We start from the raw sequence: 20,327 nt of genomic DNA on the forward strand, positions 1-20,327 counted from the left end.
AAGTAGTAGATGTTTAAAACAGGAAGTGGATAGATGAGTGTAAGTGCAAGTTTATTGTTGGCTGCATTAAGAGCAAAACTGAAAGAAAATGATATGACGTATGGCGATTTCTCTCATAAGCTCAATGTGCCTGTTTCGACACTAAAAAGGCAACTACACAGCACATCAATTGGTATTGATAAGTTAATAGAATACGCGGCTTTTTTAAATACAGATTTAGATGGTTTAACCAAAACAGCACGGCTTTTAAAAGAGCAATCAGAGAAAAACATCGGTGGTAAAAACAACGATATCTTCTTCCGCTTCCCCCATATTTATGATTTTTTCTATCAAATACGTATGTTGTATGTGCCTATCGAAGAGGTCGCTAAGCAGCATGAACTAAGTGATGACACGGTGTACCTTTATTTGCGAGTGTTAGAAATGATGGGCTTGCTAGAGATTATTGATAATAATAATGTCAACTTTCTAACGCCGGATTATTATATTTTTGAAGAAGGCTCACCGTTAGATACGTTGTTCTGTCAGCGTTTTAAACAGGATGTATTTCAGCAGCCAGAGCGTCCTGTTATCTGTATGTCTCGTATTGCCCTAACGGATGAACAGATGGCACAACTTGGTAATGATGTGTATGAAAAAATAAAACAATTTAATACGCAAAACCGTGACTTAAAAGACAGCGTACAGCTGAATAAAAATGTGTACTTTTCATTTACTAACGGGAATGCAATTAAATTGGCAGATGAGCTACCGAGTTTAGATCACTCGTTGCTAAGAGAAGTGTCGATGATGTTAGACGCTGAAAAAGAGAAAGAGGCCGATAGTTCGACAATTTAGGCTTCGTTTTTTAATTATTTGTATATTGATGTCTGTGTAGTTTATCTCTTGTACCGCTTTGCTAAAAATAGCCTCAATGTTTGTTGAAGCTATTTGAGTGATAACCCGCCTGGCAGCCCCCCGCTGCACAGCATGCCTGAACCCTCTATTTCGTTGGTTACACCTCAGCACTTTTCATTATTTTGTTTGAAGTACTGATGCGATGATACCAAGATAGCTACAGGGCACAGCCTAGCACGGGCTATTTCACAAGCAGTTAGAAGTGATAAGGTGCAACCTCTGGTGGCATGCCAATATCAGTGACAGGAGTCGTTGCTTTACGTGGTGAAAATTTAATTTGCCCACGGTCGAAGTAGAACTCAAGATGATCAGCGCCGTTAAGTAATAGCTGAAAGCGTGTTTCTAAACGTTGAAACATGCCATTAACTTCAAAGTCTTCATACTGAATATTTAAGCCATTAACTTGGTAGCTATAGGTGCCATCGTTAAAATAAACGTTATGTTGTTTAAAATCGATGCTTTTAAGTAAGTCTAGAGTGATTTCAAGCGAATCTGAATTAATCGTAATCATTGTTGTGTATGGCTCTTTGTTTTTAGAAAGCAGTTATACTTATAGTTACTTTTTATGTTGTATATGTGATTTACGTCGCTACTTTAACTGTAATATTTGCAATATCAATGAATTTCAGGTCAAACCAGTTTGCGTTGTTTTCATTTCAGTCTCCTATATTTTGAATTCATCAATACATGTAATAAGAGCTATGCAATTTAACTTATACTGATTTATGTCTTTGATATATAGTTATTATTTTTATTTATCATGGATAGGTGTGATTTTTTATCGGCTATTGTAATACCATTTATCCCTTCTTTTTATAGGTTTTTGACCTTTAAGAACCGACCTAATTGACGCATTGATTTGTACTACATACGCTACATATCACGGTGAAGTATTCATGTAGTGTATGGAGTGGCGGTTTTGCCAAAACAGTAGGCAACTATGGCAAAGTGATAGATATATTTATTAGATTTACGTGGCAGTGGGAAAGGTAGGGTTGTTTACTCTGAAACCGATGATGAAATTACTATTCATACAGTCGAAGATTATCATAAAAAGTAGGTATAAAATGTCTTGGAATTATAGAGTTTTAGAGAATGAAGGCGAATTAGCGATATACGAGGTTTATTATGATGACTCTGGAGCAGTCAAAGGTCACTCTCTTACGCCAACATACCCGCGAGCAGAATCTTTTGATGGCCTAAAAGAGGAGTTAGAGCTTTATGCTGAAGCTCTTATTAAGCCAATATTAAAATACCAAGAATGATAAGACTAAGGCCCCACTTGGGGCTTTTTTGTCCCCAAATAAGTGATTTCAGGTTAAGTAATTTAAATAGATAGTTGTTGGGAATAGCTGAAGGTATTGGCTTGGGGAGCAAGGAAGTTCCCATGCTAATTTACATCGCAGTAAACACCAGTCCTGTAAAAATAATGCCTGCCCCTGAGATACGGGTGAGATACCATTTTTCTTTTAAGATAAGCACTGCAAGCAGGACACCAATGGGAATGCTGGCTTGGCGAAGGGCGACCACATAACTTATGTTCTCGGTCAGCGTCATGGCGTTATTATGCTATAAGTTACTTTCTTCGGATTCTTGTTCGCAATGGAAGTATTCAGACTACATTCCCACTTTAGAGAGATATTTTATTTTGAGTAATTTATTGAATGAATTTGTTTTAGAAGAATGTACTGAATCGATTTCTTATATGCTTGTAGCCGAAATTGAGAAGTTAAGTAATAATCATGAGGCTCAGTTTAAGGAGTTTGTTTTTAATAGGTTTACTGTTTACTTCGATTTTAATAAAAATGAAGTAGTGTTAGAAGATGATCTTGACCCTGAAGAGTCAGGCGTTTTTAATTTGAGCTTAAATAGCTTTTTGGAAGCAATTAAAAAGTAACATAATTAAAGTACGTATATGTGGGTCGTAACTCCAACCTATTGAACCTTTGCTATATAATTCCTATTTAATAAATATACCTATTATTTTATCATATATTTCAGCGACCAAAGGCATGCGCGATGATCCTTTTAAATCTTGGTTCCCATGCATACCAAAGCTAACGTGGATTCTTCTTGTTCTGAACAAATGACCATTTTTTGCTCACTTCACAGATAAGTTTGATTTCAGTATCGTCAAAAGGAAGTATAGTTACTTGCTTTAGTTGAAGTTTTTAAGTCCTCAATACCGTATTAAACCCAATGTGTAATACTTTCACAATATCGTGAAACTCAGAGTTATTGATAGCCATATCATCGATTTTCTCTTTTACTTTTGAGTCATAGACATTACAAGTGTAATGTCTATGACTTTTTACAATCAAGGCAACGGTAGCGCTGGATACTATTCGTTCCAGTCCTATGTTTACGAACCGATTTAGTTTGAAAGCAGTAGTGACATGGAACTTCGATGGTAGCTATAAAATTCACTCGGAAAATGAATAATAGTTATAGAGTCTGGTAACCTTAATAAATTTGTAATAGCTTTTCCCTATGTAGGACTTATATACGCGATGAAAAATGTATTTTTTGTAAATCATGATGACAATAGAGGCGAACGCCAAAGTTACGGGGTGGAGTTTTGTGTTATTCCAGAATTTCACGACAACAAAATTTATTTTTATTGTAGTGAATATTCGATGTTTTGGAGTGCAATCGAAGATGTAGGAAATTTCGATAAATGTTGTAGTTTTAAACTTCAAAATACTATACGCCCTGCTACTTTGAAGGAAATTGAGATGGAAAAGCTATGCTCTTATGTTGATGCAGTAAAAGAGTGTACCTTTGAAAACAATAAATTAAAGGGTGTGAAGTATATTAAGTTGAAGTGAAGGTACGAACTTATTTATAAAGTATAATATACAGCCTTAGACAGCTCTTTAACGATTATTTCAGATCAATTCTCTGATGATAGTCGCTGAAGGTGATTGGCTTGGGGAGCAAGGAAGTTCCCATGCTAATTTATATCGTAGTAAACACCAGTCCTGTAAAAATAATGCCTGCCCCTGCGATACGGGTGAGATACCATTTTTCTTTTAAGATGAGCACAGCAAGCAGGACACCAATGGGAATGCTGGCTTGGCGAAGGGCGACCACATAGCTCACGTTCTCAGTCAGCGTCATGGCATACAATACCATGCCATAGGTTACGCCCATCATGATGCCAGCTAAGAGGGCGCTTTTTCGGTATTGCCATGAAAATCGCATTTCTTGTCGGTAGGAAGGCCAACATAAGCCAAGAGCAAGCCACAGACCAGTGGTACTAAATTGCAAACCCAGAAAGTAAATGGCCAGAAATGGACTTGGCAATTGATTTTGGTAGCTGGTGTGCAATAAGTTCAGCGCTTCTTTATCGATTACCGAATAGCCCGCTGTACCAAAAGCGGCGATCAGCGCCCATAAACAGCCTTTATTTTTGTATTGTCTCCAATGCCAGTTCTTGAGCGTGGTGAGTGGCACAAGTAGGCAACCTAAGGTCACGATGATCATACCCACCCAAGCAAGTAGTGGCATCGAGTGGCCCACGATTAGGGTGGATAAGCCAGCTACCATCAGAACAGGCAGTGCTCGTGCAATGGGGTAAACCACACCCACATCTGAATTTTGATAGGCTCTAGCTAGCCCCGCCATGTAGATCATCTGAAAAAAGCCACTGAAGATCAGCAATTGCCAAAATGTGTTTGGAATGACGAGTGCGTTTTGGGAAGCAAAGTAAGTCATCCAGACTAGGAAAGGCGACATGATCAACGCAGCCCCTAAGCTGGCCAAACAAAAAAAAGCGGGAGTGGAGGACTTTGCTTTTCCTAGTAGGTTCCAAGCCGAATGAATAACGGCGGAAATCAGTACAATGAATACAGCAAACAAAGACATATTGTGCCTATTAGGTTGGTTTTAGCTCTGCGATAGATTCAATGCAAATTGCATCGTGACGCCAGTACTCCAAATCACAATCGAGAAGCTCACCCTTTTGGTTGTAATTTAATCGCTCAACAAACATCGCAGGGCTGCCTGCTGTGGCTCGAAGTGCTTGAGCCGTTTCACCGAGTAGGGAAGATGTGCTCACGCGGTAGCGGGTTTTTTGATAAATAATGCCGTAGTGCTCTTTATACACATCGGTCAGCGAGTTGGTAATGTCGTGTGACAGCAGGTTTGGTAGTTGTTCTGGCAAGATGAAATTGGTGACGTAAACCACAGGGCGCTCATCTAAATAGCGAACTCGATCGATGCGGATCACATCTGAAAAAGGCGCTAAATTAAGTAATGATGCGGCGCGTCGGCTAGCGGGTACTATTTTGGCGCTGATCAACTCAGATCGCGCCGATCGGCCTTGCTCTAACGCCATGGTTTGAAAATTGGTGGTGTTGGTTGGGTCGTAATGTAAAGGCTCTGGAGAAATAAACCAGCCACGGCGGTCTTCTCGGTACACCTTGCCTTCTGATTCCAATAAAGACAAGGCTTCACGTAATGTAACTCGGGTGGTGTCAAAGGCTTCTGCTAATTTACGTTCAGAAGGTAGTTTTTGCCTTGCAGTGAGTAGCCCTGCTTCGATTTGTTCTAAAATAGCGTCTTTGATTTTTAAATATTGCACGAAACGACCTTCTTTGTTTGCCTGAACCCATAATGGCAAAAAATAGTGTTAGAAAACAGCCTTATTCCCACCGTTATAAATCAGGTGCGATAAAGAGCATAAGAGAAAAAGACTGTTTGTATGACACGTGATGTTGATACTCAGAGACTTAACGCTTACGCCAAGCCTGAGTGTTGTGATTAATGCCTTTAGCAAGGATGAGGTGCAGGATTTTTGCGGCCGCAGCGGTGAGCAAAATCATCACTGCCATGGCAGCAGCTGAGCCTGTTTGACCTGCATCGTCCATATTCAGCACTGATACCGACGCTGGCATGGTGTCGCTGGCGTATAAAAACACAACGGCAGAAGTCGTGGTTAGCGCATTAACAAACAGGTAAGCCGCGATATCCATAATGGCAGGAGCACACACGGGTAAAGTGACTTTCCAAAATGTTTTGTATTGCGGCATTTTTATGGAGGCAGCGGTGGCTTCGATTTCTGCTGGTAGTTGTTTTAGTGAGGTTAGTGCCGTCATGTGGCCAACGGTGTAGTAGTGGATCACCGTATTGATCACTAAGATAGCCATGGTGGCGTACAAGGTGTTCAGCGGGTTATTTCCATCGTTAAAGAAGAAAATGTACCCTAAGCCCAATACCATGCCTGGCACTGCCATTGGAATGATGGTGATCATCTGCAAAATATGACGAATAGGCCCAAAAGCACGGCCTTTTTCAATGCAATAGGCCCCAATGAAAATCAATATGGTTCCAATAATGGCGACCCAGATTGCCAGTGTTAATGAGTTGAAGTAAGGCTGCCAGCCGTAGGTGCTGACTTCAGCAAAGTTATAGTTGTTTAAACTAAGGGTGAGGTTCCAAGGCCAGAAGGTCACTAAAGATCCATAAACCGCCATGCCTAAGATGATTAAGATTAACGCGGCAATGGCAAAGCAGAAAAGAAAGCTCAGGCCGTCACGCAGCTTATTAGGCGTAGGAACATAGGCGACAGAGCGGGAGTCAAACAATCCGTGTTGCTTCTTTTGTACCCATCGGTCAGCCAAAAACGCCAATACAGCGGGTGCAAGTAAAATGATGCTGGTTACGGCACCCATGGCGAAGTTTTGTTGGCCCACCACTTGTTTAAAAATATCAGTGGCTAAAACATTGTAGTTTCCTCCAATCACTTTTGGGACACCGAAATCACACACCACAAGCGTAAAGACAACAATTAAGGCGCTGATCACACCGTATTTTGCGGCGGGTAACGTCACCATAAAAAACGTTTTTACTGGCGACGTTTTTAACGCATTTGCTGCTTCATAAAGCCGCGCGTCTGATGTTCTAAGTGATGTGGTTAAAATCATTAATGCGTGTGGGAAGGTCCAGAAAGCGAGGCCCATGGTAATACCAATTAAACCATAGACGGACTCTCCCCCTAACATTTGTTTGGCGATGCCTTGATTACCAAACAAGTAAATAAGGCTGATGGCAGGGAGCAAAGAGGGCGCTAAAATGGGGGCAGTGCCAATGATTTGGAAAAAAGTTTTAAACGGCATGCAAGTTCGGGTGAGGGCATACGCATAAGTAAATGCAAGACTCCCAACAATGCCAGTGATGATAAGACCCAGTATTAATGTATTTGAAAGTGACTGCCATAAAGCGTTGGAAGCAAAATAGCTGATAAAGTTTGCGAGCCCAATGAAATTCCCTTCACTGTCTTGCACGCTTTTGGCAAACATAGTGAACAATGGTGCAAGAATAAAAATGGCCATAATCAAGGCTAATAGCAGCAAAATTCCACTTAATATGACATTATCGCGGCTGATAGTGTATTTTTTTCTTAACAATTGGCTTAAAGGTGAGGAAGCCTTTACTGCTGACATATTCATTATTGAACCTCAGCTTGGTTGCTTTTGTTAAGCAGTGACGTGGTTGGGAAAATGTGCGTATGGTGATTAGAAAAACTAAGGTGCCTGAACTCCCCACATTGTAAATTCAAGTCGCGGGCTTCTCGGATCGGGACATCCACTTTTATATGGCGTGAACGGGGTTCGTTGGTCAGAGTGCATTCAGTACGCACGTACGAGCCTTGAAATTCCACCTCTTTTACTTGTACTGATAGGCTTGAATCGGATCTTGAGAAATGAAGATCTTCTGGGCGGATCGCCAAATCAAAAAGCTCTCCACGTTGTAGTTGTGGATTAGGTTTCGGCAGCAAGGTTTCGGCAATGCGAATGTGATCGTCACTCACCACGGAGCTTGGAATAAAATTCATGCTTCCGACAAATTCAGCTACGAACCGAGAAGCTGGGCGCTCATAAATCTCTTGTGGCGTGCCTACTTGCTCGATCACGCCATGATTCATCACCACAATGCGATCCGCCATCGCCAGCGCTTCTTCTTGATCGTGAGTCACCATAATGGTGGTAATGCCTAATTTACGTTGCAGTTGTTTAATTTCATCACGTAAGTGGGTGCGTACTTTGGCATCCAACGCTGAAAGGGGCTCATCCAGTAATAATAAGCCTGGTGACAATGCCAAAGCACGTGCAAGTGCCACACGTTGTTGCTGGCCGCCAGAAAGCTGGTTTGGGTATTTTTCGGCAGAAGTGGGTAGGCCTATAAGTCTTAGCCAGTGATCGACTAAATTGGCACATTGCGCAACCGATTTTCCTTGGTTGCGTAAACCGACACTGATGTTTTCAGCCACGGTTAAATTGGGGAAAAGAGCGTAAGACTGAAATACGATGCCAAAATCTCGCTTTTCGGGCGGTAAAAATGTGGTGTCGTGGCCACCTTGAGTAATTAGTCCAGACGTTGCCAAATCAAGCCCTGCAATGGCACGAAGTAAAGTGGTTTTCCCACAACCGGAAGGGCCTAAAAAACAGACAAATTCGCCTTTGTTGATTTGCAATGAGATATTCTTCAAAGCGGCAAAAGTGCCAAATTGTTTCACCACATTGTCAATATTCAGATAAGTGTTCATTGTACCGCTCACTTGTATTGGTATATACCAAACTGTAGTTTTTACACGTGACATTACAATGACGATGAGTTGACGAAATGATGAAGCTGTTATGAAAAGGCGGTAGTTATTACTTATAAATTAGATAAATCAGAGTGTTCTGTTTGTGAGCTATAGTTTACACATGGTGTGAATTGAGCGGGAAGGTGGTTTGTTTCAGGCAATAAGTAATAGATACGTGATCAAGCTTTGTAGGCTGTGGTGTAAAACCCTGCTTTTTTTATGTTGTTTGATGTTGAGTACCAAAGCTGTCAGCGACAAGGCGGTTTATACCGTTCACAGCATTGGGTGGGAGCCATATTGGATTGTTAAATACGGCGGTGTTAGTGGTATTTTTAGTGATGTAATGAAAGAACTTGGTAAACGAGTACAGATAGAACTGGTCGCAAGTGAACCCTTACCTGTTCTTCGGGCTCATAAAGCCTTTGTTGAAGGGGATATCATTTTGGAGTGTTGTATTAACCCTGCGTGGCGTCAAGAAGATGGTCAGGGGGAGGTGTCGTTATGGAGCGAAACAGTTATGACGGCCGAAGAGGTGCTTATTTTTCCGAAAGGCAAATCTTTTATTTTTAGTAAGCCGGAAGATTTAAGTGGTAAAAAAGTCGCCACCATTCATGGTTATGCGTATTTTAATGAGCAATATTTTGAGCGGGATGACAGTGTAAATAACATCAGTTTGGTACGTAAAGTAGCCCAGAACCGCAGTGACGCTGGTATCATTGATCGGGTTGAGCTTGAATATATTTATGGGCATCACGAGGCATTAGAAAAGACAGTCGTAGAAATTGGCCCTATTTTTCATTTTCATGAGTTGAAATTGCGAATTCATAGCAGCAAGCCCGAATGGGTGGAAATATTTAATAACGCGATCATGGAAATGCATCGAGATGGCACCATGGATTCTATCATTGACTCTTATCTATAGTGCCTGTTTAAGAGCATTATTTGAGGCCTATAAGGTCTGAACATGAGCTATTCTCTATATTATAAAGCTAATAGGCTTGCTGGTTTACTTGATTAAGAACACCTTCTCAGTCAACCGCTTATCTAAGTTAAGTGCAGGGTATATGAGAGTAATTTTACTTTTGGTGTTTACCGTGTTTAGTGTTCTTTTCACTCAGACTGTATGGGCACAAAGCCCTGCTATTCAAATCGCGGTTGATAATGACAATCCTCCTTATATGTATCAAGAAGGCTCAATAGTGAAAGGTTTATACCCTTTATTATTGCGAACCGTATTTCATCGTATGGGAGTACCACTTGAAGTACGAGCTTATCCGTGGAAAAGAGTGTTGCATATAGGTGAGTCTGGCAAAGCAGGGGTAGGTGGTGCTTATCAAACAGAGCCTCGATTAAAAATTTTTGACTACTCCAAACCTATTTATACAGAAACGCTGTTGCTTTATGTTAATACAGATAAGGCTTTTCAGTTTAATGGCTTAGAAGATTTGAAAGGGAAAAGGGTTGGTATAATTAAAGGATGGAGTTATGGTGATCCATTTGATAAAGCCAAACAAGATGGTCTTTTTACGGTTTATCCGGTGAACAGCGATACAACGAATTTTAAAAATCTGTTACTAGGAAGAGTGGACTGTATTGTTGCGACGAAATTGTCTGGGTTTCTAACTATTAAGAAGAATGATTACCATCATAAGTTTAAGATACTGAAACGTCCGGTAGCAGTGAACCATACTTATCTCGTATTTGCTAAGCATTTAAAATATCAGGCGCTTTTGAACCAGTTTGATGGAGTTCTCATGAAGATGAAAGAAGAGGGTACTTATGATGAGCTGGTGGCTGGTTTTTTGGAAAGTAGCCAATAATAAAAAGTAAGGTCAGCCGGAACATGAGTAAACAGCTGACCTTGATTTATAAAGTGCCAATATTAGGATTTTGGTTCAGATTTAGTATCAAACTTACCTGACCATGTTTTTAAAATTTGTGAGCGTTCATCACCCATACGAGCAAAATCCATTTTCGCCATGGCTTTTTCTACATTCGGGAAATTAGGAATGGTTTTGCTAACCTTTTTGTGGCCAACAATTGGGTACATTTCAATGTAAAGTTCGTTGGCTGCTTTTGAAATAGACCAATCAACCACACGCTGAGCAGCAGCAGATGGCTTCACTAACCCCACAGCTTCTGACTCCCAACCGATGCCTTTTGGCAAGATGACATCCAGTGGTGCGCCTTGTGTTTTTAGCTTCGCGCCACGACTAGCCATGGAAATGCCGATCGCCACTTCCCCCATCCCTGCTTGTACACAAGGTTTAGAGCCTGAGTGTGTGTAGTGGGCAATGTTGTTATCCAGCTTTTGCATGTAGCTCCAGCCTTTGTCTTCACCCATGTTTTGCAGCCAAGCAGAAACTTGCATGTAACCCGTACCAGAAGAAGCTGGGTTTGGCATTGCAATGTGGCCTTTGTAAATCGGCTTGGTGAGATCATCCCATGTTTTTGGCTTTGGTAAATTTAGCTGTTTGGCAACGGCTTCGTTAAAACAGACGGCATTAAAAAAAGCGTCATTCCCGTACCAAGCTTGACTTGATTGAGGATCATTTAAGCTCGGGCGAAGGTCTGCCAACCCCTTTGGTGTGTATGCCTTTAAGATACCTTCATTTTTTAATAGAGCCATGGAAGATCCAGCCAACCCCCATACAACTTCGGCTCGTGGATTGCTTTTTTCTGCCAGTAATTTGGCTGTCATGATCCCTGTTGAATCTCGAACCCATTTGATGTTGATGTCTGGGTTTTCTTTTTCAAAGGCCGATTTGTACTTCGCTAGAATGTCGGTTTCAAATGCGGTGTATACCGTTACTTCTTGGGCGGCAAAAGCAGAGCTTGTTACGAGTGTACTTAATGCCGTTAGGGTTCCAATCATCCAGCTGCGTTTCATTGTTCTCTCCATGTCGGGTCTAGTTTTCGTAATAGTCTGGTGTGTACCAGTTGTTGGTGGTTATCCTAGTAACGGCTTATGACGAAAATATGAACGTAATATGGCTATTTAATGGCGATTTAAAAACCGTTGAGGTCTTATTTTTATCGAGTTAGCCAGATGTGAAAGTTTTATGAAACCTGCTTGTTGGCTGTTTACCTGCTCTGAATGACGCTGATAGAGTAAATGTCATATTGGTATAGTCCAAAGTGTGATTTTAGACATTATATAGGTTAACCGACATGAATAACGAGTATCTGCTTCTGACTCCGGGCCCATTATCGACTTCAAAAACAGTACGTGAGGCCATGCTAAAAGACTGGTGTACATGGGATGATGAATACAATAAAGACATTGTTGAGGTGATTCGCTCTAAGTTAGTTCAACTCGCAACTTCTCAGCCCGGTTATACCAGCGTACTAATGCAGGGCAGTGGTACTGCTTCTGTTGAAGCCACCATTGGCAGTGTTATTCCTGCTAATGGCAAATTGTTGGTGGTGGATAATGGCGCTTATGGGGCTCGTATTGCTCAAATTGCCAATTACTTACAGATTGCGTGTGAGGTGATTACTCCGGGTGAAACGGCTCAGCCAGTATTAGCCGATGTGCAAGATAAGTTAGCCAATGATGCAGAGATCAGCCACGTTGCGATTGTGCATTGTGAAACGACTACCGGAATGCTTAATCCTATTGAAGCGGTGGCCGATGTGGCAAAAGCGCATGGTAAAATCGTGATTCTAGATGCAATGTCGAGCTTTGGCGGTATTCCGATGGATATTGGTCAAATGGGCATTGATTTTATGATCAGCTCGGCGAATAAATGCATTCAAGGGGTTCCAGGGTTTGGCTTTGTGATCGCCAAACAATATGAGCTGGAAAAATGCCAAGGCCGTGCGCGTTCTTTGTCACTGGACTTATATGATCAGTGGCAGTGTATGGAGGCGAATCACGGTAAGTGGCGCTTTACGTCTCCGACCCACACTGTGCGTGCTTTTTATCAGGCGTTGATTGAGCTTGAGCAAGAAGGTGGCATACAAGCTCGTTTTGCGCGTTACCAAACGAACCAAACCACGCTGGTAGCAGGTATGCGTCTACTTGGTTTTGAACCACTATTAGCTGATGAATTGCATTCACCCATTATTACTTCTTTCTATTCTCCAACCGATGAAAGCTATCAGTTCAAAGGGTTTTATGATCGTTTGAAAGAGCAGGGTTTTGTGATTTATCCGGGTAAAGTTTCTCATGCTGACTGCTTCCGCATTGGCAATATTGGTGAAGTATACCCAGAAGATATTCAGCGCTTATTAGCCGCGATTTCCAACGCAAAATACTGGGAAGAAAACGCATGAGCGAGCTAATGGAGCAAGCGGTGAGAAGGGGTGAACATGATGCCGCGAATACCCACCACCGAAGCGAAGGCGATGTGAATACCACCCCTGCACGTGTGACATGGGCAAGTAGCATTAACGATGAACGCACTAATGTCATGTTAGAACAAGATGCCAAAGTGTTTTTGCACCAAGCCATGTCGACCCCTTGTTTAGATGCGCTGGTGGCAGCAGAAGGCATTTATTTAGAAGACGCGGTAGGAAAACGGTACATGGACTTTCATGGTAATAATGTGCATCAGTTGGGGCACGGCCACCCAGAAGTGATTAAGAAGATCACAGAGCAACTGGCACAGTTACCTTTTTCACCACGTCGTTTTACTAATCAAGTGGCTATTGATTGCGCGACAAAACTGACGGAAGTCTGTGGTGGCGAGTTAAATCGAGTGCTGTTTGCGCCGGGTGGCACGTCTGTGGTGGGAATGGCCTTGAAACTGGCACGACACGTGACGGGGAATTCCAAAGTGGTGTCGTTGTGGGACTCTTTTCATGGTGCGTCATTAGATGCCATTTCTGTTGGGGGCGAAGCGTGTTTTCGTGAAGGAATGGGGCCACTAATGGCTGGCGTCGAGCGCATTCCTCCTGCGGTTTCTTACCGAGGAGCTTTAACGTCTCCAGACGGTAGTGACGTACATTACGCGGATTATTTGGAATACGTGATTGAAAAAGAGGGTGGCATTGGTGCCTTTATCGCAGAAGTGGTGCGCAATACCGATGTTCAAGTACCCAGTAAAGCGTACTGGCAGCGTGTGCGAGAGATCTGCGATAAGCATAACGTCATGCTGATCATTGATGATATCCCAAATGGCATGGGAAGAAGTGGTGAGTGGTTTACTCATCAAGCTTATGGCATTGAGCCAGATATTCTTTGCATTGGTAAAGGCTTTGGTGGCGGTATGGTTCCCATTGCTGCCATGATCACTAAAGATAAATATAACTCGGCATCTCAGGTTTCACTTGGTCACTACACCCATGAAAAAAGCCCGATTGGGTGCGCGGCTGCATTAGCCACAATAGAAGTGATTGAGCGTGACGATCTGCTTAATAAAGTGAAAGCGGATTCAGAATACATGCGTCAAAAGTTGATGACTATGAAAAACAAATACCCATTGATTGGTGATGTGCGAGGGATCGGCTTACTGTGGGGGATAGAGCTTGTCACTGATCATGAAACCAAAACACGCGCTTTTGATGAGGCCGAATCTCTGTTGTACCGCTGCTTAGAAAATGGGCTTAGCTTTAAAGTTTCACAAGGTAATGTCGCGCAACTTAGCCCGCCATTAATCATTACTCGTGCCGAGCTGGATAATGCTTTGGCCAATTTTGAAACCGCACTTTTACAGGTTTGTCAGGAATTTAACTATGTCTAACGTTATAGGATCTAACATCATGAACACCGTATCTTCCGTACAAGCAATTATTTTTGATTGGGCTGGCACCATTGTCGATTTTGGCTCATTTGCACCAACCACGATTTTTGTAGAAGCTTTTAAACGCCAATATGATTTTGAGATCAGCTTAGCTGAAGCACGCGTACCAATGGGGTTGGGCAAGTGGGATCACATTAAGGCGGTTGGTGCCTTACCAGAAGTGTCCGCACGTTGGAAGGCGCAGTTTGGTCAAGTAATGAGTGACGAAGATGTTGAGAACATTTATCAAACCTTTATGCCGTTGCAGGTGGCGAAAGTGGCGGATCACGCCGACCCGATCCCTCATGCCATTGAAGTGGTTGAAAGCTTTAAGCAACGTGGTATTAAAATTGGTTCTTGTTCGGGTTACCCGCGTGTGGTGATGGATACCTTAATTCTAGCCGCAGCACAAAAAGGTTATCGTCCAGATTGTGTAGTGGCGACGGATGATTTAAAAGCTGGCGGCCGACCAGCTCCCTTTATGGCATTACATAATGTGATTGAATTGGGTGTAACACGAGTGAGCGACTGCATCAAAGTGGATGATTCTGCTCCGGGAATTGAAGAAGGTCACAATGCAGGTATGTGGACCGTTGGTTTGCTCTTATCGGGCAACGAAGCAGGTTTAACGTTAGAAGAATACTTAAATGCCAGTGATGCGGAATTAGACCATGCCCGTGATATTGCCCGGGCGAAATTTGCGAAAAGTAATCCACATTACTTAGTGGACACTATTGCGGATCTTCCAAGCGTTGTATCTGAAATTGAGCAACGTATCGCAGCAGATGAGAGACCTTAGTTATGGCAAAACAGCATGCAGCACAGTCATCAGGAAAAAGCAGCGGGTTTCAGCCTTTTTGGTTTCGTCAGGCCATGGAATTGGAGCCGAACTATCAAGCCAAGGTCCTTAAGCAAGATATTGAAACGGATGTGTGTATTGTCGGTGGAGGTTATACAGGATTGTGGACTGCCATTACACTGAAACAGCAACGTCCAGAGCTTGATATTGTGATCATTGAAAAAGGACTGTGTGGTAGTGGGGCTTCTGGTCGAAATGGCGGTTGCATGCTGACTTGGTCAACCAAGTATTTGTCTTTAAAAAAGCTGTACGGTGAAGAGCAAGCCGTACAGTTAGTGAAAGCTTCAGAGCAAGCGGTGTATGAAATCGAAGCATTTTGCCAGACGCACAACATAGATGCAGAGTTGCGTCGACACGGCACGTTATACACTGCCACCAATCAGGCACAAGTCGGGGGAATGGAGCCTGTATTGGCAGAGCTTGATAAGCATGAGATCAACAGTTGGAAAGCGTGGGAAGCAAGGCGAGTTAAAGAAGAAGCGGGATCAGATAGCCATATTGAAGGGTATTTCTCACCGGCGGCAGCCAGCGTTCAATCGGGTAAATTAGTGCGAGGATTAAAGCGTGTCGCTGAGGAAATGGGGATTCGTATTTTCGAGCAAACTCCGATGCTTGATATGGTGGAGGATAATGGTGTCACCATCAAAACGCCAAACAGTAATATTTACGCAAGAAAAGCAGTCATGGCATTAAATGCGTGGATGCTTGAGAAGTTTCCTCAGTTTAAAAACAAAATTGTGGTGGTGTCTTCCGATATGGTGATCACTAAACCCATTCCAGATAAGTTGGAGAAACTGGGGCTTAATGATGGCAAAACCGTGATTGATTCACGCACTTTTGTACATTACTACCGCACAACAGAAGATGGCCGGTTGATGTTAGGCAAAGGTGGAAATCATTTTTCATTTGCGAACAAACTCAGTTCGGTATTCGATTCTCCCAGCCGATATGTAGAGTTACTGAATACCTCATTTAATAAGCTGTTCCCAAGTTTAAAGGGAGAGGAGTTTGAAGCTTCATGGACTGGGCCTTCAGATCGCTCGGTGACTGGGTTGCCATTTTTTGGCAAGTTAGAAGGCAATAGCAATGTGTTTTATGGTTTGGGTTATTCTGGAAATGGAGTGGCACAAACTTGGATTGGTGGGCAAGTTTTATCATCGCTCGTTATCGGGGTTGAAAACGAATGGTCAAAAAGCGGTTTAACCACAGGCCCTAAAGGCAGCTTTCCACCAGAGCCCATTAGGTGGTTAGGCGCGATACTGGTACGCAATGCCATTCGCCGTAAAGAGTGCGCGGAAGATGCAGAGCAATCACCTAACTGGCTTGATAAGCAGCTTGCCAAACTCGCTAACGCAGCAGGAAAGGCTGATAAATAGTTTAATAAATTAGTGAAGTGCTTTGTGCTGATAGAGACAAGAAAGGAGCGGATGGTAAATATCTGCTCCTTTTTTTATTTTTTGTCTTAGTAGGTAAGAAAAGAGGCTTACTTTTTCATCATGGCTTTCAGATCGGCAAATGGGTTGTGCGTTGCACCCTTATGATCATCGTCGCCTGCTTTAATTTCTGTGCCGTACATATCGTGATCTGTGTATTTAGAGTGCTCATGATCATGGCAGAACAGGCACAGCAGTTCCCAGTTACTGCCATCTTCAGGGTTATTGGTATGATCGTGATCTACGTGATGAACCGTAAGTTCACGCAAGTTTGAATACACAAATTCACGAGCACAACGACCACATACCCAAGGGTAAATCTTCAGTGCTTTTTCTCGGTAACCGCTTTCTTTGCGGGCATATGCGGCACTAGTGCCATAATAATCAGACGACATTGCTCAACCTATTTTGGTGTTTTTTATTTATAAGGTTGAGTGTAATCATTTCATTCAGCTGGGTCTACTGTGGCCTAAATTACACGGTGAGTTTTGTGCTTTACGCCATTTGTTGTTCTGTTTCCTTGGCAATGGTGGGTTTACGTGTAACTAAATACACTGCTATTGCCGCTAAGATAAACCCTACTAGCCCATACAGATTGAATGTTTCATCAAAGGCCAGCCACGCTTGTACGGCAGTGACAGGTGGAACGAGGTAAAAGGTTGAGGCCACTTTGGAAGATTCCCCATGCTTTACCATGTACATCAGTAGTAAGACTGCCACTAAAGAGAGAACAAATACTAGCCAAGCTAAAGTTAGTGAGAAAGTTTGGGCCCACTCAACTTGCATGGTTTCCGTCGTGGTGGCGATGAGTATAAATAACGCTGCACTTGCCAAGTACTGATACAAGGTGCCGCCGACCATATCGGTATTCTGGCAATATTTTTTTTGATAAAGAGTGCCGACGGTAATACCTAATAGGGCAAGAATGGTACAAACATAAGCGAAGACTTCTTGGCCTGTTTGCTGCCATTCCATATTGCCTTGCAACACTAAACTAATGCCAGCAAAACCAATAAACAGCCCAGCCCATTGAGAGGCTCTAAGTTTGGCACTGCCGTTAAAACTCATGATGACGGCGGTTAGAATGGGCTGTAACCCAACCAGTAGAGCGCACAAACCCGCGGGCATGCCGACCGAAATTGCCTGATAAGTTCCCCCTAAATAGAAGCCATGGATCAGTAAACCAGAGATCATGGAGTGTAATTTTTCTTTTCCTTTGGGGAGTACCGCTTTAATTAAGGCAATAAGCAAAACAAAAACGGCAATATTAGCAATCATGCGTATGGCTAAAAAGGTACCTGGCTCTGCATAACTAAGGCCAAAGCGAGCACCAATAAAGCCAGAGCTCCATAATAAAACAAAAAGAAAAGGGGCGATTCGTATCAGCATTGGTGCCTCAGTATTTTTATTCTTTGTTTCAGTGTACGGGGAGAGAGGACAGAAAAGATATAATCCTATAGTCTGATTTTGTTGAAAAAATAAACATTAGGGAATGCATAAATTTTCTGTCATTTGTGCTGGTGTTGACTATTGTTAAATTTGTCGGTTGATGTTGGTATAGAGGTATCAAAGAAAGCGGACCTTGGTGTTAAGTTCAATATATTGGGATATAAATAAGATATTTTATTGATGGTTTTATTAAATAAATCCTTAACGTAGGGCCTAAGGATGGTTTATGCAAAAAGTACGGAAAAGTGTTTTACACATCTATTTGGAATCGTGCTTGTGATGTTTGCAACCTCTTTGAGGGCTGAATATTCTAAGGATTTTTTTACGTTTTACTCTCCTATTCAGTTACCAGATAACGTTGATCAAGACCGTTTTCAGTTAGGGAAAAGGTTATTCGAAGATAAGAACCTTTCCGGCTCAAAAAGTGTCAGTTGCAGCAGTTGTCATTCAAGGGAGTATTATGGCGCTGGGTACGAAGTTCTTCCAAGAGGAGATAATGGCCATGTTTTTCCACGTAATGCGCCGAGCATATTAAACGTTAGCTTAAATTATCTTATAGGGTGGAAGGGCTTTTTTAGAACCGTACGAGAGCACACGAATATTGTGATGCAAGAACCGATAGAAATGGGAGGAGATTGGCCCACCATTTTAGATTATCTGTTGACATCGCCGAGTTATAAAACTTTATTTGATCAGGTGTATCAAAAGAGCATCAGTGAAGATGAGGTGCTTGATGCATTGAGCTATTTTCAGGAGAACCTAGTGTCTCCAGCACCCTTTGACCGTTTTTTATTAGGGGATGAAGATGCCCTTACGAAAGAACAGCAGCAAGGTTTTTTGTTATTTGATCAGCTCGGTTGCAGTTCTTGTCATAATGGTCGTCAACTTGGTGGTGGAGTCATTCAGCCTTTCGGTGTTTTTGAACAATACACAGAAAGGAATGTGGAAGTAGAGCGTTATCGAGTCCCCTCACTACGGAATGTCAGTAAAACGGCTCCGTATTTTCACGATGGTCGAGAACCTGAACTCACAAAAGCGATCCAAATTATTGGTAAATATCAGATAGGTCGAGATCTCAACGAAGAGCAAACCGCACTGCTTGCCGCTTTTTTAGAGTCGTTAACTTCTGACGAAAGCTTATGGGGGGAGTTGGGTGAAAAATAAAATGATTGTTGTTTTTACGCTCTTGTTGCTGATTGGGTTAGGGTTATCTTGGCGTTATTTATTACAGCAGCTTGAACCGAGTGCGGAACTGAAACTTAATCAGAATACTGTCGAGCATTTAACCGAGTTTGAAGAGCTAAAAGAGCTTTTTAGTCAGGAAGTAATGCGATTAAGCTCAGGACTGGAAAGAACGTTTGACCCAACTAATATTGCTTTTAAAACAATGAAGCAAGAGCAAGCTATTTTAAATAAGTTAAGTCAACAAGGCGCTACAGCCCTAGCGGTACACATGAATGACATTAACGCTATGGTTGATGAATTAGAGAATATCTTTGAAGGCTATAAATCAAATCATGCATTGGCTGCTAATTCGGCGATTTACGTACCAAGTTTGTACCGTCAGACTCGTGATCTTCTGAATAATACGCTGTCGCCAGAGTGTGTAGCGATACGACCTAAATTAAATAGTTGGTTAGATGCAGAGCTCTCTAATGTACTGTTTATGTATTCGGATCAGCCCCAGAGGCGTTCACCATTGCCATTAAAAAACGCATGCCTTGAAACCAATCAACAGTTGAGCAGTTTATTCGTTAGCTTAGACAATCACATTAATGTGTTTTATTTAACCAGAGAAAGTAATTCTGAAGATGTAGTGAGCTTAACGGATGCGTCGTTGGAATATCTGCTGGTGGATATAAAGCTAAAAAATATTAAACAGTTGGCGGAGCTAGCTCATCAACAAGATCGGCAGCTCAGAAGTTTTTATGTGGTGCTTTCTCTTTTTGTGTTGGCTTTGGTGATATCGGTGTCAATGGCGGTGAATTATTACCGTAAAAACAGAATCAACCAGCAACGTAGCCTAACGGATCCTTTAACCGGAATAGGTAATCGTTTGTCGTTTGATCAAGACTTACAAAGCTTGGTAGAGCAATATCGTTTAGGAGATAATGCTTTTTCGTTGTTTTATATTGACCTTGATAATTTTAAATCGGTGAATGACAACTTAAGCCATGACGATGGTGATCGCCTTTTGATTAACATCACGACAGAGTTAACACAGATTTTACGTAGTGTGGATCATCTCTATCGTATTGGTGGTGATGAGTTTATTTTATTGGCCCCTCAAAACCACCGCCTAGGGCGGTGGTGATTGTTCCTTGAGGCTATAGCCTGAAGAAATGCCCATGTTAGAAGTAACCTCTTATTCA

Annotated in this window: 21 protein-coding genes; 12 read left to right on the top strand and 9 right to left on the bottom strand. The window is 42.2% G+C overall.

The genetic code is table 11. The annotated features are described in order from the left end of the window. Window positions 1-33: 33 nt before the first annotated feature. A complete protein-coding gene (locus tag MHO82_RS18385) occupies window positions 34-837 on the top strand; it encodes an XRE family transcriptional regulator (protein WP_239186182.1) in 804 nt (267 codons plus the stop codon). Between the two features lie 256 nt (window positions 838-1,093). On the opposite strand, the gene MHO82_RS18390 is transcribed toward MHO82_RS18385, so the two are convergent. Next, the gene (locus tag MHO82_RS18390; protein ID WP_239186184.1) at window positions 1,094-1,408 is read right to left on the bottom strand and encodes a hypothetical protein; all 315 of its coding nucleotides are present in this window, start codon (window positions 1,406-1,408) and stop codon (window positions 1,094-1,096) included. A gap of 556 nt (window positions 1,409-1,964) precedes the next feature. Between MHO82_RS18390 and MHO82_RS18395 the strand changes: the two genes are divergently transcribed. Further along, window positions 1,965-2,162 carry a hypothetical protein gene (locus MHO82_RS18395; protein ID WP_239186186.1) on the top strand — a complete coding sequence of 66 codons (198 nt, stop codon included), beginning with the start codon at window positions 1,965-1,967 and terminating at the stop codon, window positions 2,160-2,162. A 130-nt stretch (window positions 2,163-2,292) separates the two neighbouring features. Here the strand turns inward: MHO82_RS18395 and MHO82_RS18400 are convergent, their stop codons facing one another. Then, a complete protein-coding gene (locus tag MHO82_RS18400) occupies window positions 2,293-2,454 on the bottom strand; it encodes a hypothetical protein (protein WP_239186188.1) in 162 nt (53 codons plus the stop codon). Between MHO82_RS18400 and MHO82_RS18405 the strand changes: the two genes are divergently transcribed. Continuing rightward, on the top strand, window positions 2,453-2,794 hold the full coding sequence (locus MHO82_RS18405; RefSeq protein ID WP_239186190.1) for a hypothetical protein: 342 nt from the start codon (window positions 2,453-2,455) through the stop codon (window positions 2,792-2,794). The two genes, MHO82_RS18400 and MHO82_RS18405, sit on opposite strands and share 2 nt — an antisense overlap. 613 nt (window positions 2,795-3,407) lie before the next feature. Next, window positions 3,408-3,725 (top strand): hypothetical protein, encoded by a 318-nt coding sequence (locus tag MHO82_RS18410; protein ID WP_239186192.1) that lies wholly within the window; start codon window positions 3,408-3,410, stop codon window positions 3,723-3,725. A 130-nt stretch (window positions 3,726-3,855) separates the two neighbouring features. Here the strand turns inward: MHO82_RS18410 and MHO82_RS18415 are convergent, their stop codons facing one another. The 4 genes from MHO82_RS18415 to MHO82_RS18430 all read right to left on the bottom strand — a co-directional run bounded on the left by MHO82_RS18415 (window position 3,856) and on the right by MHO82_RS18430 (window position 8,446). Beyond that, window positions 3,856-4,764 carry an EamA family transporter gene (locus tag MHO82_RS18415; protein ID WP_239186194.1) on the bottom strand — a complete coding sequence of 303 codons (909 nt, stop codon included), beginning with the start codon at window positions 4,762-4,764 and terminating at the stop codon, window positions 3,856-3,858. 10 nt (window positions 4,765-4,774) lie between these two features. Continuing rightward, the gene (gene phnR / locus MHO82_RS18420) at window positions 4,775-5,482 is read right to left on the bottom strand and encodes a phosphonate utilization transcriptional regulator PhnR (RefSeq protein ID WP_239186196.1); all 708 of its coding nucleotides are present in this window, start codon (window positions 5,480-5,482) and stop codon (window positions 4,775-4,777) included. 148 nt (window positions 5,483-5,630) lie between these two features. Next, window positions 5,631-7,343: a putative 2-aminoethylphosphonate ABC transporter permease subunit gene (locus MHO82_RS18425; RefSeq protein ID WP_239186216.1), complete on the bottom strand. Its 1,713-nt coding sequence runs from the start codon at window positions 7,341-7,343 to the stop codon at window positions 5,631-5,633. Between the two features lie 5 nt (window positions 7,344-7,348). After that, window positions 7,349-8,446 (bottom strand): putative 2-aminoethylphosphonate ABC transporter ATP-binding protein, encoded by a 1,098-nt coding sequence (locus MHO82_RS18430; RefSeq protein WP_239186198.1) that lies wholly within the window; start codon window positions 8,444-8,446, stop codon window positions 7,349-7,351. Window positions 8,447-8,717: 271 nt separating this feature from the next. Here MHO82_RS18430 and MHO82_RS18435 point away from each other — a divergent pair, with 271 nt between their 5' ends. Further along, window positions 8,718-9,410, top strand: coding sequence for an ABC transporter substrate-binding protein (locus MHO82_RS18435; protein WP_239186200.1), 693 nt, complete (start codon window positions 8,718-8,720; stop codon window positions 9,408-9,410). A gap of 142 nt (window positions 9,411-9,552) precedes the next feature. Further along, window positions 9,553-10,308, top strand: coding sequence for a transporter substrate-binding domain-containing protein (locus MHO82_RS18440; protein WP_239186202.1), 756 nt, complete (start codon window positions 9,553-9,555; stop codon window positions 10,306-10,308). 62 nt (window positions 10,309-10,370) lie between these two features. Here the strand turns inward: MHO82_RS18440 and MHO82_RS18445 are convergent, their stop codons facing one another. After that, window positions 10,371-11,378, bottom strand: coding sequence for a putative 2-aminoethylphosphonate ABC transporter substrate-binding protein (locus MHO82_RS18445; protein ID WP_239186204.1), 1,008 nt, complete (start codon window positions 11,376-11,378; stop codon window positions 10,371-10,373). Window positions 11,379-11,659: 281 nt separating this feature from the next. On the opposite strand from MHO82_RS18445, the gene phnW reads away from it, so the two are divergent. The 4 genes from phnW to MHO82_RS18465 are packed head-to-tail and all read left to right on the top strand — an operon-like array spanning window position 11,660 to window position 16,449. Next, window positions 11,660-12,766, top strand: a complete 1,107-nt coding sequence (gene phnW, locus MHO82_RS18450) for a 2-aminoethylphosphonate--pyruvate transaminase (RefSeq protein ID WP_239186206.1) — start codon at window positions 11,660-11,662, stop codon at window positions 12,764-12,766. A gap of 8 nt (window positions 12,767-12,774) precedes the next feature. Beyond that, complete coding sequence (locus MHO82_RS18455; RefSeq protein ID WP_239186218.1) at window positions 12,775-14,175, top strand: aspartate aminotransferase family protein; 1,401 nt, start codon at window positions 12,775-12,777, stop codon at window positions 14,173-14,175. 19 nt (window positions 14,176-14,194) lie between these two features. After that, window positions 14,195-15,013 carry a phosphonoacetaldehyde hydrolase gene (gene phnX / locus MHO82_RS18460; RefSeq protein WP_239186220.1) on the top strand — a complete coding sequence of 273 codons (819 nt, stop codon included), beginning with the start codon at window positions 14,195-14,197 and terminating at the stop codon, window positions 15,011-15,013. Between the two features lie 2 nt (window positions 15,014-15,015). Beyond that, the gene (locus MHO82_RS18465; protein ID WP_275440672.1) at window positions 15,016-16,449 is read left to right on the top strand and encodes an FAD-dependent oxidoreductase; all 1,434 of its coding nucleotides are present in this window, start codon (window positions 15,016-15,018) and stop codon (window positions 16,447-16,449) included. Window positions 16,450-16,556: 107 nt separating this feature from the next. On the opposite strand, the gene MHO82_RS18470 is transcribed toward MHO82_RS18465, so the two are convergent. Together MHO82_RS18470 and MHO82_RS18475 are read right to left on the bottom strand one after the other, a co-directional pair. Continuing rightward, entirely contained in the window at window positions 16,557-16,901 is a 345-nt protein-coding gene (locus MHO82_RS18470) for a YajD family HNH nuclease (RefSeq protein ID WP_239186208.1), read from the bottom strand. Window positions 16,902-17,001: 100 nt separating this feature from the next. After that, window positions 17,002-17,895: a DMT family transporter gene (locus tag MHO82_RS18475; protein ID WP_239186210.1), complete on the bottom strand. Its 894-nt coding sequence runs from the start codon at window positions 17,893-17,895 to the stop codon at window positions 17,002-17,004. 339 nt (window positions 17,896-18,234) lie between these two features. Between MHO82_RS18475 and MHO82_RS18480 the strand changes: the two genes are divergently transcribed. Both MHO82_RS18480 and MHO82_RS25890 read left to right on the top strand, forming a co-directional pair. Beyond that, window positions 18,235-19,119, top strand: a complete 885-nt coding sequence (locus tag MHO82_RS18480) for a cytochrome c peroxidase (RefSeq protein ID WP_239186224.1) — start codon at window positions 18,235-18,237, stop codon at window positions 19,117-19,119. Next, window positions 19,109-20,269, top strand: a complete 1,161-nt coding sequence (locus MHO82_RS25890; RefSeq protein WP_239186212.1) for a diguanylate cyclase — start codon at window positions 19,109-19,111, stop codon at window positions 20,267-20,269. The genes MHO82_RS18480 and MHO82_RS25890 overlap by 11 nt, the downstream gene beginning before the upstream one ends. Window positions 20,270-20,327 lie beyond the last annotated feature (58 nt).

It is taken from the genome of Vibrio sp. Of7-15 (assembly GCF_022347565.1).
Classification (GTDB): domain Bacteria; phylum Pseudomonadota; class Gammaproteobacteria; order Enterobacterales; family Vibrionaceae; genus NORP241.